The organism is Microcoleus sp. A2-C3 (assembly GCF_036706065.1).
Classification (GTDB): Bacteria; Cyanobacteriota; Cyanobacteriia; order Cyanobacteriales; family Microcoleaceae; genus Microcoleus.
The window spans coordinates 27,615-43,734 of record NZ_JAUBVX010000054.1 but is presented as its reverse complement, the minus strand read 5'-3'; the positions used below and the strand labels follow the sequence as shown (position 1 = coordinate 43,734).

At 44.8% G+C, this 16,120-nt stretch carries 12 protein-coding genes; 4 read left to right on the top strand and 8 right to left on the bottom strand.

What is annotated here, in order from left to right:
• Positions 1 to 1,172, top strand: a 1,172-nt coding sequence (locus QUB66_RS24030; protein ID WP_332969946.1) for a leucine-rich repeat domain-containing protein, incomplete at its 5' end; no start/stop codon positions are given.
• A 321-nt stretch (positions 1,173 to 1,493) separates the two neighbouring features.
• Here QUB66_RS24030 and QUB66_RS24025 read toward each other — a convergent pair.
• The 3 genes from QUB66_RS24025 to QUB66_RS24015 form a co-directional block, all read right to left on the bottom strand.
• The gene (locus tag QUB66_RS24025; RefSeq protein WP_332969947.1) at positions 1,494 to 4,697 is read right to left on the bottom strand and encodes an efflux RND transporter permease subunit; all 3,204 of its coding nucleotides are present in this window, start codon (positions 4,695 to 4,697) and stop codon (positions 1,494 to 1,496) included.
• Between the two features lie 278 nt (positions 4,698 to 4,975).
• Positions 4,976 to 6,754, bottom strand: a complete 1,779-nt coding sequence (locus QUB66_RS24020) for an efflux RND transporter periplasmic adaptor subunit (protein ID WP_332969948.1) — start codon at positions 6,752 to 6,754, stop codon at positions 4,976 to 4,978.
• Between the two features lie 455 nt (positions 6,755 to 7,209).
• Positions 7,210 to 7,749: a PadR family transcriptional regulator gene (locus QUB66_RS24015; RefSeq protein ID WP_265237381.1), complete on the bottom strand. Its 540-nt coding sequence runs from the start codon at positions 7,747 to 7,749 to the stop codon at positions 7,210 to 7,212.
• A gap of 84 nt (positions 7,750 to 7,833) precedes the next feature.
• Between QUB66_RS24015 and QUB66_RS24010 the strand changes: the two genes are divergently transcribed.
• The gene (locus tag QUB66_RS24010; RefSeq protein ID WP_265237380.1) at positions 7,834 to 7,968 is read left to right on the top strand and encodes a hypothetical protein; all 135 of its coding nucleotides are present in this window, start codon (positions 7,834 to 7,836) and stop codon (positions 7,966 to 7,968) included.
• Between the two features lie 108 nt (positions 7,969 to 8,076).
• On the opposite strand, the gene QUB66_RS24005 is transcribed toward QUB66_RS24010, so the two are convergent.
• The 3 genes from QUB66_RS24005 to recQ are packed head-to-tail and all read right to left on the bottom strand — an operon-like array spanning position 8,077 to position 12,164.
• Complete coding sequence (locus tag QUB66_RS24005; RefSeq protein ID WP_265237378.1) at positions 8,077 to 8,775, bottom strand: hypothetical protein; 699 nt, start codon at positions 8,773 to 8,775, stop codon at positions 8,077 to 8,079.
• Complete coding sequence (locus QUB66_RS24000; RefSeq protein WP_265237376.1) at positions 8,772 to 9,917, bottom strand: AAA family ATPase; 1,146 nt, start codon at positions 9,915 to 9,917, stop codon at positions 8,772 to 8,774. Before QUB66_RS24000 ends, QUB66_RS24005 begins: the two co-directional genes overlap by 4 nt.
• A gap of 60 nt (positions 9,918 to 9,977) precedes the next feature.
• Complete coding sequence (gene recQ, locus QUB66_RS23995) at positions 9,978 to 12,164, bottom strand: DNA helicase RecQ (RefSeq protein WP_332969949.1); 2,187 nt, start codon at positions 12,162 to 12,164, stop codon at positions 9,978 to 9,980.
• A 97-nt stretch (positions 12,165 to 12,261) separates the two neighbouring features.
• Between recQ and QUB66_RS23990 the strand changes: the two genes are divergently transcribed.
• On the top strand, positions 12,262 to 12,546 hold the full coding sequence (locus tag QUB66_RS23990; RefSeq protein WP_190656114.1) for a DUF427 domain-containing protein: 285 nt from the start codon (positions 12,262 to 12,264) through the stop codon (positions 12,544 to 12,546).
• A gap of 310 nt (positions 12,547 to 12,856) precedes the next feature.
• On the opposite strand, the gene QUB66_RS23985 is transcribed toward QUB66_RS23990, so the two are convergent.
• Positions 12,857 to 13,522, bottom strand: coding sequence for an L-threonylcarbamoyladenylate synthase (locus tag QUB66_RS23985; protein ID WP_332969950.1), 666 nt, complete (start codon positions 13,520 to 13,522; stop codon positions 12,857 to 12,859).
• 75 nt (positions 13,523 to 13,597) lie between these two features.
• Between QUB66_RS23985 and larC the strand changes: the two genes are divergently transcribed.
• Entirely contained in the window at positions 13,598 to 15,085 is a 1,488-nt protein-coding gene (gene larC, locus QUB66_RS23980) for a nickel pincer cofactor biosynthesis protein LarC (protein ID WP_332969951.1), read from the top strand.
• Positions 15,086 to 15,240: 155 nt separating this feature from the next.
• Here larC and QUB66_RS23975 read toward each other — a convergent pair whose 3' ends face one another.
• Positions 15,241 to 16,089 (bottom strand): energy-coupling factor ABC transporter ATP-binding protein, encoded by an 849-nt coding sequence (locus QUB66_RS23975; protein WP_332969952.1) that lies wholly within the window; start codon positions 16,087 to 16,089, stop codon positions 15,241 to 15,243.
• Between the last annotated feature and the right edge of the window lie 31 nt (positions 16,090 to 16,120).

Sequence of the window (16,120 nt, the reverse complement as noted above, 5' to 3'; positions counted from 1 at the left end):
CCTCATTCTCTCCCGGCGCGGTGGCTCTAGTTCTTCTTTTGCCACCGTTCTCATCTTTATTTAGTCTAAACTACAGTAAACTGAATACGCTCTCCCTCGGCGAAAATAAAATCAGCGATATCCAACCGCTAGCATCCTTGACTAACCTGAGACAGCTCGCCCTCAGTAACAATCCTATCAGCGATATCAAACCGCTAGCATCCTTGGCTAACCTGAGACGGCTCGGCCTCAGCAACAATCCTATCAGCGACATCAAACCGCTAGCATCCTTGACTAACTTGATTTCACTCAGCCTCAACAACAATCCTATCAGCGACATCAAACCACTAGCATCCTTGACTAACCTGAGTGAGCTCAGCCTCAGCAACAATCAAATCAGCGACCTCAAGCCCTTACAATCTTTGACTAACATTCAGAGTCTTCGTGTCAACAACAATCCTATCAGCGACATCAAACCGCTAGCATCCTTGACTAACCTGAGTGAGCTCAGTCTCAGCAACAATAAAATCAGCGATATCAAACCACTAGAATCGTTGACTAAACTGGTTCGGCTCGACCTCAGCAACAATCAAATCAGCGATATCCAACCGCTAGCATCCTTAACTAATCTAATTCGGCTCGAACTCGACAACAATACTATTGGCGACACCAAACCGCTAGCATCTTTGACGACTAACCTGACTGAGATCAGCCTCAGCAACAATCAAATCAGGGACATCAAACCGCTAGCATCCTTGACTAAACTGATTTGGCTCCACCTCAGCCACAATCGAATCAGCGACATCAAACCGCTAGCATCTTTGACTAAACTGGGTTGGCTCTGGCTCGACAACAATCAAATCAGCGATATCAAACCGCTACCATCTTTGACTAACCTGATTCAGCTCAAACTCGACAACAATACTATTGGCGATATCAAACCGCTAGCATCCTTGACTAACCTGAGTGAGCTCAGTCTCACCAACAATCAAATCAGCGACATCAAACCGCTAGCATCCTTGACTAACCTGAGACAGCTCAGTCTCACCAACAATCAAATCGAGGACATCAAACCACTAGCATCTTTGACTAACCTGAATCTGCTTTCCCTCAGCGGAAACTCTATCGCACCCAAGACTTGTCCTCTCAAGCCAGAGTCTATCTGTAAGTGGGAACCACAAGCTAAACCATAAAACTTGAAAATGACGCCCGATCGCACTTAAATGCTTTAGTCGCGATGGCTGTGGTGCTGATAAAGTACGATCGCCAATTCTATCCTCACATCGGCTTCAGTCAGGGGGAGATTGTCGGGAAGGTCGATCGTAATTTGCATGATTTAAGGTACTTTTTAATTTCTAGTTTATCTTTAAGTTTCACAATTTGACAATCCTACCAGAGCGCAATTATTAGCTAAATCTGCCAATTCTTGCCAAGTGTGAAAGGAAAAGTAGCGTTTGTTTGTTGCCTGATTCCATTCACCCTTTGGAACACTCCTCTCATGGCCGATCGGGCGGTTAAAGTGGCGCTACTGGATCGCGTTCAACCTCCTCGCGAGGAGCCGTTTTCCCGTCCAAATTTGTGTCATCATGGGGCGGATTTTGCGGGCGATCGCGTTTCGTAAAGCGATCGCGAGCCGAGACAACCACCACATACAGCACCGGCACCATAAACAAACTCAAGAACGTAGAAACAACCATCCCGCCCGCGATCGCATTCCCCAGCGATCGGCGACTTGCCGCCCCCGCACCTTCCGGGTTAATTAGGGGAGCAATCCCCAAAATAAATGATAAAGAAGTCATCAAAATCGGTCGCAAACGCTCTTGAGCCGCCTCAACTGCCGCCTTAGCAATTGGATATCCCCGCTCCCGCAACTGATTAGCAAACTCCACGATTAAAATCGCGTTTTTACTAGCCAACCCAATCAACATCACCAAACCAATCTGGCAATAAACATCATTCGCCAAACCCCGCAACGACTGAGCTAAAAGTGCACCTAAAATCGCCAGAGGAACCGCCAGCAAAATAATGAAAGGATCGACATAATTCTCGTACTGAGCCGCCAAAACCAAGAACACAAAAACCAGCCCCAAACCAAAAATAATCGGCGCTTGACCCCCAGACTCAATTTCTTCTAAAGAACTCCCCGACCATTCATACCCAAAACCCGACGGCAAAACTTGAGCCGACACCTTTTCCATCGATTTTAGCGCCTGTCCAGAACTCGATCCCGGAGCCGGAGAGCCACTAATTTCAATTGACCTATATAAATTGTAGTGGTTAACAGTTTGCGCTCCCACCACCGGAGTTATCTTCACCAAATTGCTCAAAGAAATCATTTCATTCTTTCCAGAGCGGACATACAACTTACTAATATCTTCAGGGTTATCACGAAACTGTTTATCCGCCTGAACATACACCCGATAATTGCGCTGCTGTAGATTAAAATCATTCACATACTGAGAGCCCAGAGCCGTTTGTAACGTACTGAAAACATCATTAATGGGAATATCTAGAGCCTTAGCTCGATTGCGGTCAACTTCCACAATTAACTGAGGCGTATTCGCAGCAAACGTACTAAATACCGCTTGCAATCCCGGCGTCTGATTCGCCTGCTTTAAAATTCCACCCATCGCCTCAACCAGAGAATCTAAACCGCTGTTACCTTTGCGGTCTTGCAATTGAAATTGGAAACCTCCAAATTGACCTAAACCTTGAATAGCCGGCGGATTCACAGGGAAAATTCTAGCTTCTGGAATCGCGAAAAACTTACCCCGCAATTGACCAATAATCGCCTGTACAGTTTGCTCTTCTCCGAGACGTTCTTTCCAGGGTTTAAGGGTAGTAAATATAATCCCCTGATTGGAACTGTTACCACTAAAACCAAAGCCACCTACAGAAAAAGTCCCCACAACTTCAGGAACTTTGAGGATTTCTTTTTCAACTTCGTCCATCACCTGCTGAGTGTATTGCAGCGAAACGCCTTGAGGCCCTTGAATAATTGTCAGAAAATAGCCCTGGTCTTCCTCTGGGATAAATGCAGTCGGTACTGATAAATAAAGCCAAGCTGTGAATCCCAGAGAAGCAATAAACAACAGGGTGACAACGGTTTTAAATCGGGTTAAGAATATTAAGGAATCTCTATATTTCTTTTGCATCCAATCCAGAAAAATATTAATCCGGTTAAACACCCAACCCAACGGGCCGCCAAACTTCTTACCTGGGCGCAGTAATATAGCGGCAAGTGAGGGAGTAAGAGTAACCGCCATAAAGGTAGAAATGAGCACTGAAAAAGCAATTGTCAGGGCAAATTGTTTATAGAGTGCTCCCGTTGTCCCAGGGAAAAATGCCACGGGTATGAACACGGCCATCAATACTAAGGAAGTGGCAATTACAGCACTAAAAAGTTCCCGCATTGACTCGGAAGCTGCTTGGCGGGCATTCATACCTTGGCGGACTAGGCGGTCAATATTTTCGACTACGATGATCGCGTCATCAACCACTAAACCTGTTGCTAAGGTAAGACCAAATAGAGACAAACTGTTAATCGTAAAGCCGAATGCTTTGATAAAGGCAAATGTCCCAATCAAGGAAATGGGAATTGTGATGGTGGGAATAATCGTAGTGCGCCAATCTTGCAGGAAAACAAAAATTACTATTACCACTAGCAAGACTGCTTCAAACAGAGTTTTGATTACTTCTGCCATTGACTCTTGGACAAATTGAGTCGTATCTAGTGCGGTTCTATGTATCACCCCTGGAGGGAAGTTTTTAGCTAATCTTGCCATTTCTGTTTTGACGGAATTGGCAACATTTAGAGCATTACTTCCGGGCAATTGGTAAATTCCTAAACCCACCGCGTCCTTACCTCGAAATCGCAGAAAAGAGTTATAATTTTCTGCTCCTAATTCGGCTCTACCAACATCTTTTAACTTAACTAAAGTTCCATTTGTTTCGTTTTTAATAACAATTTCTTCAAATTCTGTGGGGCTTTTGAGACGGCTTTCTGCACTTAAATCAATCTGATACATTTGCCCTTCTGGGGCGGGTTCTTGACCAATTCTTCCTACACCAACTTGCAAGTTTTGTTCGTTAATTGCTCTTGTTACATCTTGCATTGTTAGATTACGAGCCGCTAATTTATTGGGGTCGATCCACAGGCGCATAGCATAGCGTCTTTCCCCAAAAATTCGCACGTCGCCCACGCCTTTTACTCTTTTTAAAGTATCTGCTAAATAGAGGTCGGCGTAGTTGCTTAAAAATATGGTGTCGTATTCTTTGTTTTCGGTGAATAATCCTATAGCCAGCAGCAGGCTGTTAGATTGTTTTGTAACTGTAACTCCTGTGCGTTGTACGGCATCTGGGAGTTGTGGTTGAGCGACTGCAACTCGATTTTGCACATCGACGGCGGCGATATCTTTGTTGCGGGAAGTATCAAAGGTGGCTGTAATGGTGCTGGTTCCACTGTTAGTGCTACTGGAAGTTAGATATTTCAGTCCTTCAATGCCGTTGATTTGCCTTTCTAGGATGTTTGTTACCGCATTTTCGACAACTTCAGCATTGGCACCGCTATAGTTGGCTGTGACGTTGATTTGGGTGGGGCTGATGTCCGGGAAGCGTTCGATCGGCAATGTGGGAATGCTGATTGCGCCTACCAAAATGATAATTAAGGCGCAGACGCTCGCAAAGACAGGCCGTTTGATAAAGAAATCTGCAAACATTATTTGGGTAATTGGTAATTGGTAATTGGTAATTGGTAATTGGTAATTGGTAATTGGTAATTGGTAATTGGTAATTGGTAAGTAGGTGGGTACAAATAAACATTAAATGGGTCGGGCGGGTTTTGCCTTCATCTTCGGGCTGATCTCATAGATTATTAGCTAAACCCGCCCATACAAGCGATTGGGATTTAAGGATTAAAGGATGAACAGGATTAATTTTAGTCATCTTCAATTCAATCCTATTAATCTTCAAAATTCTGTAAATCCTGATGCAGAAATTAATTTTTCCCTCCCACTGGTAATTTTCCCCCTTCCCCAACAGCTTGCTCTTGAGCAGTAACTGGAGCGCCGTCAGTCAAGTTGAGAATGCCTGCTACAATCACTTTTTCTCCGGCTTGCAAACCTTCGATAACTTGATAATTGTTCCCCTGAATGGTTCCCAATTTCACTGGTTTTTGCCGCGCGATTAAAGGTGGCATTCCAGGTTTTGGCTGTTCCGGTTTTTGAGCTGTGAAGACAAACGTTTGCCCGCCCAAGCGAGTGACTGCGATGACGGGAACTAAAATTCCCGGCTTTTCTTGCCAGATGACTTTGGCTTTGACAAATTGCAGGTTGAGCAGTTCGCCGCTGGGATTGGGAAAGGTGGCTTTAGCTAAGATTGTTTGGGAATTGGCGCTGACGTTTGGGGAGATGAAACTGATTTGACCGCTCGCGATCGCCTTGCCTTGATTATCCAGCATTTCTACGGGCAGCCCCAAGCGTAATTGAGGCTGACGCTCTAAAGGAATTGATAACCGCAAGTCGAGCAATTTGTTCTCTGTCAAAGTGGCGATCGGGTCACCTGTTTTCAAGTAATCACCCACTTTCACAGGTATGTCGCCGATGACTCCGGCGAAGGGCGCGGTGACAGCAGTTTCTTGCAGTTGTATTTCAAAGCCGCGCACTTGGGCTTGAGCTTGGGCAACTTGCGCTTCGGCTTGATCTATCTGCTCTTGGCGAGTGCCGTTGGCTAACTGGGCTAATTTGCTCTTGGCTTGTGCGACTTCGGCTTCGGCTTTGGCTATTTCTTCTGGGCGCGCACCGTTTTGCAATTGCCGCAAGGCTTGCTGCTGCTGTTGCAAGGCTGCTGTGCGCTGCTGGATCTGGGTTTGCCTGTTTTTTTGGCGCTGATCCAACCGCCTTTGAGCTTCTCGGAGGTTGGCTTGGGCGCTGGTTTGTTTTTGGATGTATTGCTGGAGGGTGTTTTGTGACTCTGCGCCTTCTTTTGCCAATGCTTGATATCTGGCCAACTGCTGGCTGGCTAACTGTGCTTCGGCTTTGCTTGCCTCTATTTGGGCTCTGGCTTGGGCGATGTCTTCTAACAGAGTTCCGCTTTGGGCATCGGCTAGGTTGGCTTGGGCTTGGGCGACGCGGGCTTGGCCTTGGCCAACTTCTTCTGGGCGATTGCCCGATCGCAGTTGAGCTAGGTTGGCTTGGGCTTGGGCTACCTGGGCTTGAGCTTGGGCGATTTCTTCTGGCCTGGTTCCGGCTTGCAATTCGGCTAAGCGCGATCGAGCGGCGAGCAGGCTGGCTTGGGATTGTCTTAATTGAGCTTGGGCGCTGTCGCTTTTGATCCGGGCGATGGCTTGTCCTGTTTCGATCGAGTCCCCGGATTTGACAAAAATCTGCGTGACTAGCCCTTCTGTTTGGGGTTTGATTTGTACAGAACGCTTGGCTTCTAGGCTGCTGACAAATTCCGAAGCATCTTGGACTGAGCTGGTTTTAACGGCTGCCAGCTTGACTGGTATGCCTTTGGGTTGATTTGCTGCTGCCTGTGGTGGGCGATTATGGCTAGATTGCCATGAGTACAAGCCGTAACCTGCGCCTGCTGTGCCGATCGCGAGCGCGGCAATTAGGGGCCAGCGCGATCGCGGTTTAGCAACAGGGAGGGGGCGATCGTCAACAATTTCAAAATCCTGCGGTTGATAGCTGTCTGCATCGATTGGGTGCAGTTCCGGTGTAGTAGATTTTTGGTCTTCAGTTTCAACGACGGATTCAGGGGATTTAGGATAACTCATTATCAACACCACTAATTTTTTTTATCAGAAAGAATTGGTTTAAAGCCTCTCTCTTGTAGGGAGAAATTAAAAGAAGACTATTCATTACTCCAATCCTCTTGCTTCCAGGTAGAGGTAGCTGTCAACTGTCAACTGTCAACTGTCAACTGTCAACTGACTTACCTAGAGTTTGGCGGCATCTTTGCTCCACCTAGCTTAGGGAATAAGGACAAGCCATCTTAAACAGAATGGAATAAGGACAAGTCGTCTTTTTAATCGGGGGATGTGCTTGGCTTTAGTCCGATCGCAGTTAGCCAAGCCGGGCCGCGATTATTTTTAGGAAAGTTGTTTGTTATCTCTCAAAAGTTATGATGTGCCACTGAGATTAGACATCCTCCTTATGACTCACTTGAGTGGGTGAGTGGGAGGGATTTTCTCACTTGAGTCGCCGGATTCAGGGGAGGTTGGGGAGTCAGTCACGCACAAGCCGAGATCGCGCGTTGTTCTTGGGCTAGTTGCTCTGTCAACCACTCGATTTCTAACTGGAGGGTAGCCGTACACCTTTCCCAGGATGCTGCTTGATACGAGTCAACGGGATTGTCATGTTCAGTTTGTTGGCCCTCTAGGTCGTCTTGGCGCAGGTAGCAAACTCTCAAGCGGTGTTCGAGCAACTTGATTCTTTCTGGGCTTTCTAAGTCACCAAAAAAGAAAAATTTGATTTGGAAGCGCGATCGACTGTTGACCCAGCTTTCTTGATGGTGTTCGAGCATTTTTTGTCGCCAGAGATCGCGCCCTTGGGCTGTAATGCCGTAGATTTTGCGCGGATTGCCGCCGTCTCCGGCGACTTCGGAAACTACCGAAATCTCGCCTCGCTCTTCCAACCGCTTCAGCAGCGGGTAAATCGCTCCGTAGTTGACGCTGATGCAACTGCTCATAAATAGCTCCAGTTGTTGCTTTAGCCGATAGCCGTGCAGGGGTTCCCGCTGTAGCAGACCAAGGGCTGATAATTCAAGCATTTATATCACTTTGATATTATAGTCTGGACTGTACAACTCTACCTGATTGAATGGCGATCGGCAAATAGCTAGTTTCACAAAAATTTGAGAGTTAAATACACATTTTATAAAGTTTGTCAATATCCTGAAGATGTATTGTTTGATAGTCAAGAGAGGGCGATCGCTCGATCGACTAGCAAGGGGTTTGTGGGCGATCGGTGCGATCGCGTGACATTTTAGTAAAAAACCCGGTTTTGCGTCGGCGCTGAGCAAAATTGAGGATTTAGATTATATTGAGTTCTACATATAGAGGTTCTGCCTAAGTCCTGTAATTGTTGCCGTTTAATCTTACAATCTGGATTTAACTATATTGCAAAAATCGACAAAATCACGAAAAGTAGTCAATTGCCCTGGCTTCTCTTCAATTCTTTTCAATAGCTGTTCCAAATAAAATGGCTTTAGCACATCTCCAGGTCTTTTTTTAGAATATGTGGTGTTTTTAGCTTCAAATAACACTTTCAAATAAGCTCCATGAAACTGAGCATGGGTATTAAAATCTAAATATTTTCCCATTTTTTCAGGACAGTCAACTGAAACATTATAATATTTAGTATAATCTAATAAAAGTTTGGTTTTAGGATGTATTAACTTTTGAGAATGTGTTGCATAAATATTGCGATTGCCCAGCAGCCAAGTTTCCAAGCAGCGATTCTGAACAATTAGCACAAGTTCTGCATTTTTTAATTCTAGTTTTTCCTGATTGAAAAAATCATAAATTTCTGCGTGTCGTTCCGCAACAGTATTTTCCTCGGCATCAAGGCATACTACAAAATAGTTGTATTTTCCGCTTAAATTGATTTCCTCAATCGAAGGAGGAATGAAATCATATAATGATGGATATCCTTCGCCACTAATCAGGTAATAATTTTTGTCTTTCACCTCATCGTAACTCTGAACTTGTGTGAATTCAGGCAATAGATGACTTAACCAAGCTGGATAAACTTTTCTCTCCGATTGCATCCCTTCGACTAAAAAATATAGATTCATTCAACAAAGATTCCTTCGCTATATTCTTCAAGATTAATCAGTTGCGTAAACGCCTGATGCCTAGATTTTCCCAAGTTCAAATCTTTCGCATCCTTGACGGTGACAACGCCTCCTGTGCGGGTTACTATTTTCCAGTATTCCATGCTGATATTATTGATAATGTACGGGTGATGACTGGTGAGGATAAATTGAATATTTCTATTTTCCATGAGCAAATCGGTAACAAAATCGATACAGTTAATCCCTAAAGCATTTTCAAATTCATCTATCAGAATTACAGTTCCTTCTGGCGACAAGTAGATTTCGCTAATCAGAATTAGCGTTTTCAGCATTCCAGAGGAAATGTTATTTTGAGAAATCCAATTATTGACACCTTTTTCTCTGATTTTCACGGGATAACCTGAAAATGATAGACTATCATTTTCTTTTACTGCTTCTATTTTAACATCTTCAACTTGAGGAAATACCTCTCTAAATATGCGTTTAATGTTATCAAACACATCTGGATAATCGGTGGCTATTAAAGCCATTTTTAGAAGTATTGGTAAATTACTTCCTTTAATACTATCCAATGAAATGTTAATTTTTAATGAAACTTTACTTGATGTAAATATTGACATTAACCTGTGATGTATCGCTAATCCTCCATTGAAAGAGCTATAGTTATCACTGTAAATAACTTTATTAAAACCCTGCTGAACAGGGAAGATATCTTCTTCTTGATTTAAAATTTGCACTGCGCTTTGAAACGGTGATAATTTTGGCGTTGTCTTTCCTTTAAACTTGATTTCGGTAGAGTTTCTTTCGATAATTGTATCCCCATTTCTAGATAAATGCTCGCGAAGAATCCTAAAGTTACTGGCTTCGTCTTCCTCATCTGGAATTAGGACAGGAACTTTTTTTGTTTCAAACTCGCCTTGCCATTGGTACTCCACATCGTTGATTGTCGAAAATGTGATATCCCACGCTAAACCGTTTGACGAAGCACCATTCGCTATCTCTTTTAAACGCAAAATTCCTTTAAGTATTTGAGTTTTGCCAACCCCAGATACCCCAACTAGCAATGCAAGATTAGAAAAATAGATGGGTTCAAAACGCCACTCTAATACATGATCCCAAAAAGCTACTTGTTTAATTCTCATTTCCCCCTCCTATTTATCAATTATCTGCGTCCATTAGCGTTCATCCGCAGACATCTGCGGTTAAAAACTGACATAATTTTGCCGCCACCAAGCCCGCACAAACTTAATCTCATCAAACGTATAACGTTCTTGCAAAAACTCATAAATTGCTCTCAATCTTTCATCTCCAATAACTTCAATTGCGTTTACGATAGCCTGCTGGCTTTCCGATTCCACCAACAAATTTATATCAACTTCCCGGCCCATATCCATCAATTCTACCAGATGCCCAGAAATAGTATTAGGACTCATCCCCCGCGCATTTGCTATGGCTTGAACTGTCAAACCTTTTCGATATAATTCCCAGGTTTGCATCTGGGAATAAGATGGAGAATTTGCTAGATTAACGACATCAGGAGATACAGGGCTAGTTGGCAATCCTTGTTCTTTGCAAAAAGTACGAATTGCTTCTAAGAAAACTTTGCCGTACTTATCGCGCTTGTTGCTGCCAACGCCGTAAACTTCCTCGAATTCGGTGAGAGTTTGCGGACGTTTTTCTGCCATGTCTCGCAAGCTTCTATCAGCAAAAACTACGTAAGGTGGCACAAATTGTTCGTCGGCAATTTGTTTGCGGAGACTTCGTAATATGGAAAATAAGCCTTCTACTTCTACGGCTAAAGACCGCACTCTTCCCTGTACTTCCCGCGGCGCTTCGATGGCGATTTCAACTGTGCGCTGGCGTTTCATGATTTCCCAACTTTTTTCGTTGAGTTTCAAAATGGGAAAGCCGTCTGTTTTTTCGTCTAAGAAGCCTTGATTTATCAGCGAACGACTTAACCTTTTCCACTCGTCTGGACTTCTATCTTTGCCAATGCCGTAAGTAGAAAGTTGGTTGTGCTGGTATTGCAATATTTTTTGATTTTTTGAGCCGCGTAGCACGTCAATAATATGATTCATGCCGAATTTTTCTTGGCATCTGGCGATGCAGGAAAGAAATTTCATGGCTTCAAGTGTCCAGTCTTCTACTGGTTTTTTGTTGCAACAGTTGTCGCAATTTCCGCAATTTCCGGGAAATGAATCGCCGAAATAACTTAACTGGACTGTGCGGCGGCAATCGCTGGATTCTGCATAGTTGATTACTCGCCGTAATTGTTGGCGGGCTATTCTTTGTTCTTGTTCGTCGGGTTTTTGTTCGATGATGTATTCGATGGTTTTGACATCGCCGAATCCGAAAAATAAGGTGCAGTGAGATGGTTCGTTGTCTCTGCCGGCGCGACCTGATTCTTGATAGTATCCTTCTAGGTTTTTGGGTAAGTCGTGGTGAATTACAAATCGCACGTCTGGTTTGTTGATTCCCATGCCGAAGGCGACTGTTGCTACCATTACTTGTACGTCGTCGCGGATGAATCGGGTTTGATTCGTCGATCGATCTACATCGTTCATTCCGGCATGGTATGGTAGGGCTTGGATGCCGCTTTGCTGCAATTTGTAGGCAACTTCGTCAACTTTTTTGCGGCTGAGACAGTAAATGATTCCTGAACCGCCTTTTTTTTGGATGATTTGCACAACTTCGGCAAAACTGTGCTTGGTTTTGGGGCGGACTTCGTAGTATAAATTTGGCCGGTTGAAGCTGGCGACGTGGATGTAGGGATTTCGCAGGGTTAACTGCTGGATGATGTCTTGGCGGACGCGCTCGGTGGCGGTGGCGGTTAGTCCCATAATTGGTATGTCGGGATATCGATCGCGCACTCGCTCCATTTGTCTGTATTCTGGTCGAAAGTCGTGTCCCCATTCCGAAACGCAGTGGGCTTCGTCGATCGCAAATGCCGAAATTCCTAACTTAGAAGCTACTATATCTAAAAACGGTAAAAATCTCTCACCCAGTAAGCGTTCGGGCGCAACGTACAGCAGTTTAATTTTACCTTCGAGAATTGCTGTTTCGCGCGATCGGGTTTCCATCGCGCTCAAAGTGCTGTTGAGAAAAGTCGCCCCAACGCCATTATCCTGCAAAGCTTCCACCTGGTCTTGCATTAAGGCAATCAGGGGCGAAACCACCACCGTCAATCCCGGTTTCAATAAAGCAGGTAATTGAAAGCACAAAGACTTGCCACCGCCAGTCGGCATGACAATCATCATATCCCGTTGTTGTAAAGCAGCTTCGACAATTTCCCGCTGCCCCGGGCGGAAAGAGTCATAGCCAAAGAAATGTTTGAGGGATTGTTCGAGGGATGAGGGCGCGAGAGATGTTGGCGGATTCGACCCTGACATTTGCAGTAATTGGTTGTTGACTTCTACCCTATTCTAGGTCTTTTGAGCACAAATACAGTTACAATATTTGAGAATCTCAATTTAAGCAGAGAAACCGATGCCGAAAGCAATTTGGAATGGTGCCGTTTTGGCCGAGAGCGATAAGTGCGAAATGGTAGACAATAACTATTATTTCCCGGCGGATGCAATCAACCGCGAGTATTTCAAGGACAGCAGCACTCACACTACTTGCGGTTGGAAAGGTGTTGCTAGTTATTACAGTGTTGAAGTTGGCGGACAAGTTAATAAGGATGCTGCTTGGTACTACCCTACTCCAAAAGATGCTGCTAAAAATATTGCAGGATATATTGCTTTTTGGAAAGGAGTTAAGGTAGAAGCTTAGGTTTTGTCCGCAGATTTGTTGTTTGCGATTCTGACAGATCATCGTGGAAAATAGAGGACACAACAATGTTCATTTGTGTCCAATTTAGCTGCGAACGTACTCATAAACTTCTGTTTACCGCCGAGGCCAGATCCCCCCTAGCCCCCCTTAAGAAGGGGGGGACAAGAGTATTCTCAAAGTCCCCCTTTTTAAGGGGGATTTAGGGGGATCTAGACTTGGATACTAACCAGAGATACAAAGGTTTGAGGCAATTGTTGACATGAATGAACATTGTTGTGTCCCTACAGTTTATCGCAATAGCCTACAAATTTTAATCTTTATCCCAAGCAGCGGCCGCTTCCCATCCCAAACCGCGACGAACCACAATCGGCTCGCTTTCTGTCAAATCAAGAATGGTAGAAACTTGATATCCCGGATCGGAATCATCATCGACAATGATATCTACTAACTTTAAAAAAGAGTCAAATAATTCAGCTTTGCCAAAGCTTTCTTCTTGTCCAAACGGCACGGGTGCTGCACCTTCATCATCAGTGGTAATATGAGCAGATGTGGAAATAATCGGATTGCCCAAAGCTTCCACAAGTGTAAAACAAAGCGGGTGGTCGGGAACGCGAATACCGGTGGTTTTGCGTTTTGGACTCATTACCAATTTGGGCACTAACTTGGTAGCTGGTAGCACAAATGTGTAGGGCCCAGGGATTAACCGCTTGATAATTCTGTATGCTTGATCGCTGACGGCAGCATATTCGGTGATATTTGACAATGAGGAACACAGGAATGTTAAAGGCTTATCATTGGATAGTTGCTTGATCCGCCTGACTCGTTCTACGGCAGACTTGGAGTTTAGATCGCAGCCGATCGCGTAAACTGTATCTGTGGGATAAAGCATCACTGCCCCATCTTTGAGAGCTTTTGCAATCTTCTCGATTCTGTCTTTTTGGGGTGCAACTGGATGCAGTCCGTAAATAATTGCCATGTTAAGATATTGCAGGCTAAGTGGGCGATCGAAATATCGACTGAAACAATCAATGTTGAAAATTAATTGCTAATAATGAATAAAATAGCTTATTTTGACTGTCCAACCGGCATTGCTGGCGATATGTGTATCGGAGCTCTCCTCCATGCTGGTGTTCCTTTAGACTACCTAATTGACAAACTAAATTTACTAGGCATTTCGACTGAGTACCAATTGCGGGCAGAATTAGTCCACCGGAATACTCAACAAGCAACTAAATTTTATGTGGATTTAGCAGCCGATTTGCCTTTAAAATCCAACGATCCGGCTGCTGACTCCGCCCTCGATCCCTCGGAAACGGAATCCCCGACTTTCGACAATCGGCACCACCACCACCATCATCACGGGGAAGAACATTCTCACAGTCACGGCGAAGAAAAGGCAGAAATTAGCCACACTCATCATCGCAACTTGCCAGAAATTGAGCAAATTATTGTCTTGGCAAAGTTGCCTGCGCGGGTGGAAGCGTGGAGTTTGGAGATATTTCGCAAATTAGCAGATGCAGAAGGTTCTGTGCATGGTATTCCAGCAAATGAGGTTCATTTTCATGAGGTGGGGGCTACGGATGCACTTGTTGATATTGTCGGTACTTGTTTGGGTTTGGATTGGTTGGATATTGACGAGTTTTACTTTTCGCCGATGCCGACTGGTGGGGGTACGGTGAAGGCTGCACATGGTAGGTTGGCGGTGCCCACGCCTGCTGTGATGCGGTTGTGGGAAACTCACCGAGTGCCTGTTTATAGCAATGGGATCGATCGCGAATTGTGCACTCCTACGGGTACTGCGATCGCTTGTACTCTCGCCTCTGCTTTTGGCCCGCCGCCGCTGATGCAGGTTCTGACTATTGGTTTGGGTGCGGGTTCTAGAAATCTGGCAATTCCTAATATCTTGCGCCTCTGGATTGGTAGGAAGGAAGAAGGAAGAGGGAAGAAGGAAGAAGGTTCGGCAGCGGATTTTGTAACGGATGTAACGGATGTAATAAAGAGGGGAGAAGGAAGATTGGCAGCGGATTTTGTAGCGGATTTAACGGATGTAAGAAAGAGGGAAGATTTAACTGATCATCAATTAGCCATTACCAATTTGCAAGAAACAGTCTGTGTTTTGGAAACGCAAATTGATGATTTGAGTCCGCAGGCGATCGGCTATGTTTTTGATGCTTTGTTTATCGCCGGATCTCTGGATGTTTTTACTACGCCTATTGTGATGAAAAAATCGCGGTTGGGTGTGCTGTTAACTGCGATTTGTCATTCCGAATTTCAGGATGCTTGCGAAGCTGTAATGTTTCGGGAGACTACTACTTTGGGCATTAGGCGATCGACTCAACAGAGAACTTTTTTGCACCGAGAATTTGAGACGGTTAAAACTGAGTACGGCGAAGTGAAAATCAAAGTTGCTAAGTCGGGAGAAACGATTGTTAATGTGCAGCCGGAGTACGAAGATTGTGCGGAAATTGCCCGACTTAAAAATGTTAGTTGGCGCGAGGTTCATCGCTTGGCGCTGCAAAGTTGGTACGATCGCACTTAATACACTATTCTGAAGAACAGGCAAGATGCCTGTTCCACAAAAAATTAATTTTCTTGTGGGGTGGGCATCCTGCCCGCCAATGAAGGCTAAATCCAGAAGACACGGCGGTTTCAACCGCGTCTATACAGACAAAACCTGCCTCCGCAGGTTGAAGATTAAAGTCGTCGGCGCGCGTCTAAAATTTGTTGTTGCAATTCCTCGAAAGCGGGCATTTTTGAGTTGTCATTTTTCTCGATGATCGCCTTTATGTGGTCGATTAGCTCGATCGCCAGCGGTACACCAAGTTGCAATTGTTCCAAGACATCCCGTTGAGCAAAAACGGCTTCCGGTGTTCCTTCTAGAATCAGTTTTCCGCGATCCATCACAAACACCCAATCAGCCCAGCGGTAGATGAAATCGAGGTCGTGACTTGCTAAAAGTATGGTGGTTCCGGCCGCATGAATTTGTTGCAGCAAACCGATCAGTTGTCGGGTGTGGCGCGGATCGAGATAGGCGGTAGGTTCATCTAACAGTAGCAGTTTGGGCTTGAGCACCATGATATCTGCGATCGAAACGCGCTTTTTTTGTCCTAAACTGAGGTTATGGATTGGTTCGCGGGCTAGCTCACTGAGGTCGAATTGCTCGATCGCCTTTTCCACTTTTTCAGCAATTTCAGATTCGGGCAATCCTAAGTTGTACAATCCGTAGGAGATATCTTCTTCTACCGTGGAAGCGACTAATTGATGTTCGGGATTTTGAAAGACGAGTCCGATTTGTTGGCGCAGTTGCGTGAGATATTTGCGATCGTAGCGGAAGGGTTCACCTTCCCAGCTAATCATGCCCTGTTGCGGTTGGTACAAGCCATTTGCTAACAGAAAAAAGGTGGTTTTGCCACAGCCGTTTTGACCGATTAGCCCGCAGCGTTTCCCAGCGGGGATTTTGAGGCTTAAATCCTGAATTGCTACTCGCGAACCGCAGGGATATGAGTAAGAAGTGCGATCGAATTCGAGAATTGATTGAGACATATAGCCTTTCTCAGAAAGATGAGGTACAACT

Excerpts from the sequence above, each read along its gene's own strand:
- QUB66_RS24025 (WP_332969947.1), bottom strand. The coding sequence starts at position 4,697 with ATGTTTGCAGATTTCTTTATCAAACGGCCTGTCTTTGCGAGCGTCTGC.
- QUB66_RS24020 (WP_332969948.1), bottom strand. The coding sequence starts at position 6,754 with ATGAGTTATCCTAAATCCCCTGAATCCGTCGTTGAAACTGAAGACCAA.
- QUB66_RS24015 (WP_265237381.1), bottom strand. The coding sequence starts at position 7,749 with ATGCTTGAATTATCAGCCCTTGGTCTGCTACAGCGGGAACCCCTGCAC.
- QUB66_RS24005 (WP_265237378.1), bottom strand. The coding sequence starts at position 8,775 with ATGAATCTATATTTTTTAGTCGAAGGGATGCAATCGGAGAGAAAAGTT.
- QUB66_RS24000 (WP_265237376.1), bottom strand. The coding sequence starts at position 9,917 with ATGAGAATTAAACAAGTAGCTTTTTGGGATCATGTATTAGAGTGGCGT.
- recQ (WP_332969949.1), bottom strand. The coding sequence starts at position 12,164 with ATGTCAGGGTCGAATCCGCCAACATCTCTCGCGCCCTCATCCCTCGAA.
- QUB66_RS23990 (WP_190656114.1), top strand. The coding sequence starts at position 12,262 with ATGCCGAAAGCAATTTGGAATGGTGCCGTTTTGGCCGAGAGCGATAAG.
- QUB66_RS23985 (WP_332969950.1), bottom strand. The coding sequence starts at position 13,522 with ATGGCAATTATTTACGGACTGCATCCAGTTGCACCCCAAAAAGACAGA.
- larC (WP_332969951.1), top strand. The coding sequence starts at position 13,598 with ATGAATAAAATAGCTTATTTTGACTGTCCAACCGGCATTGCTGGCGAT.
- QUB66_RS23975 (WP_332969952.1), bottom strand. The coding sequence starts at position 16,089 with ATGTCTCAATCAATTCTCGAATTCGATCGCACTTCTTACTCATATCCC.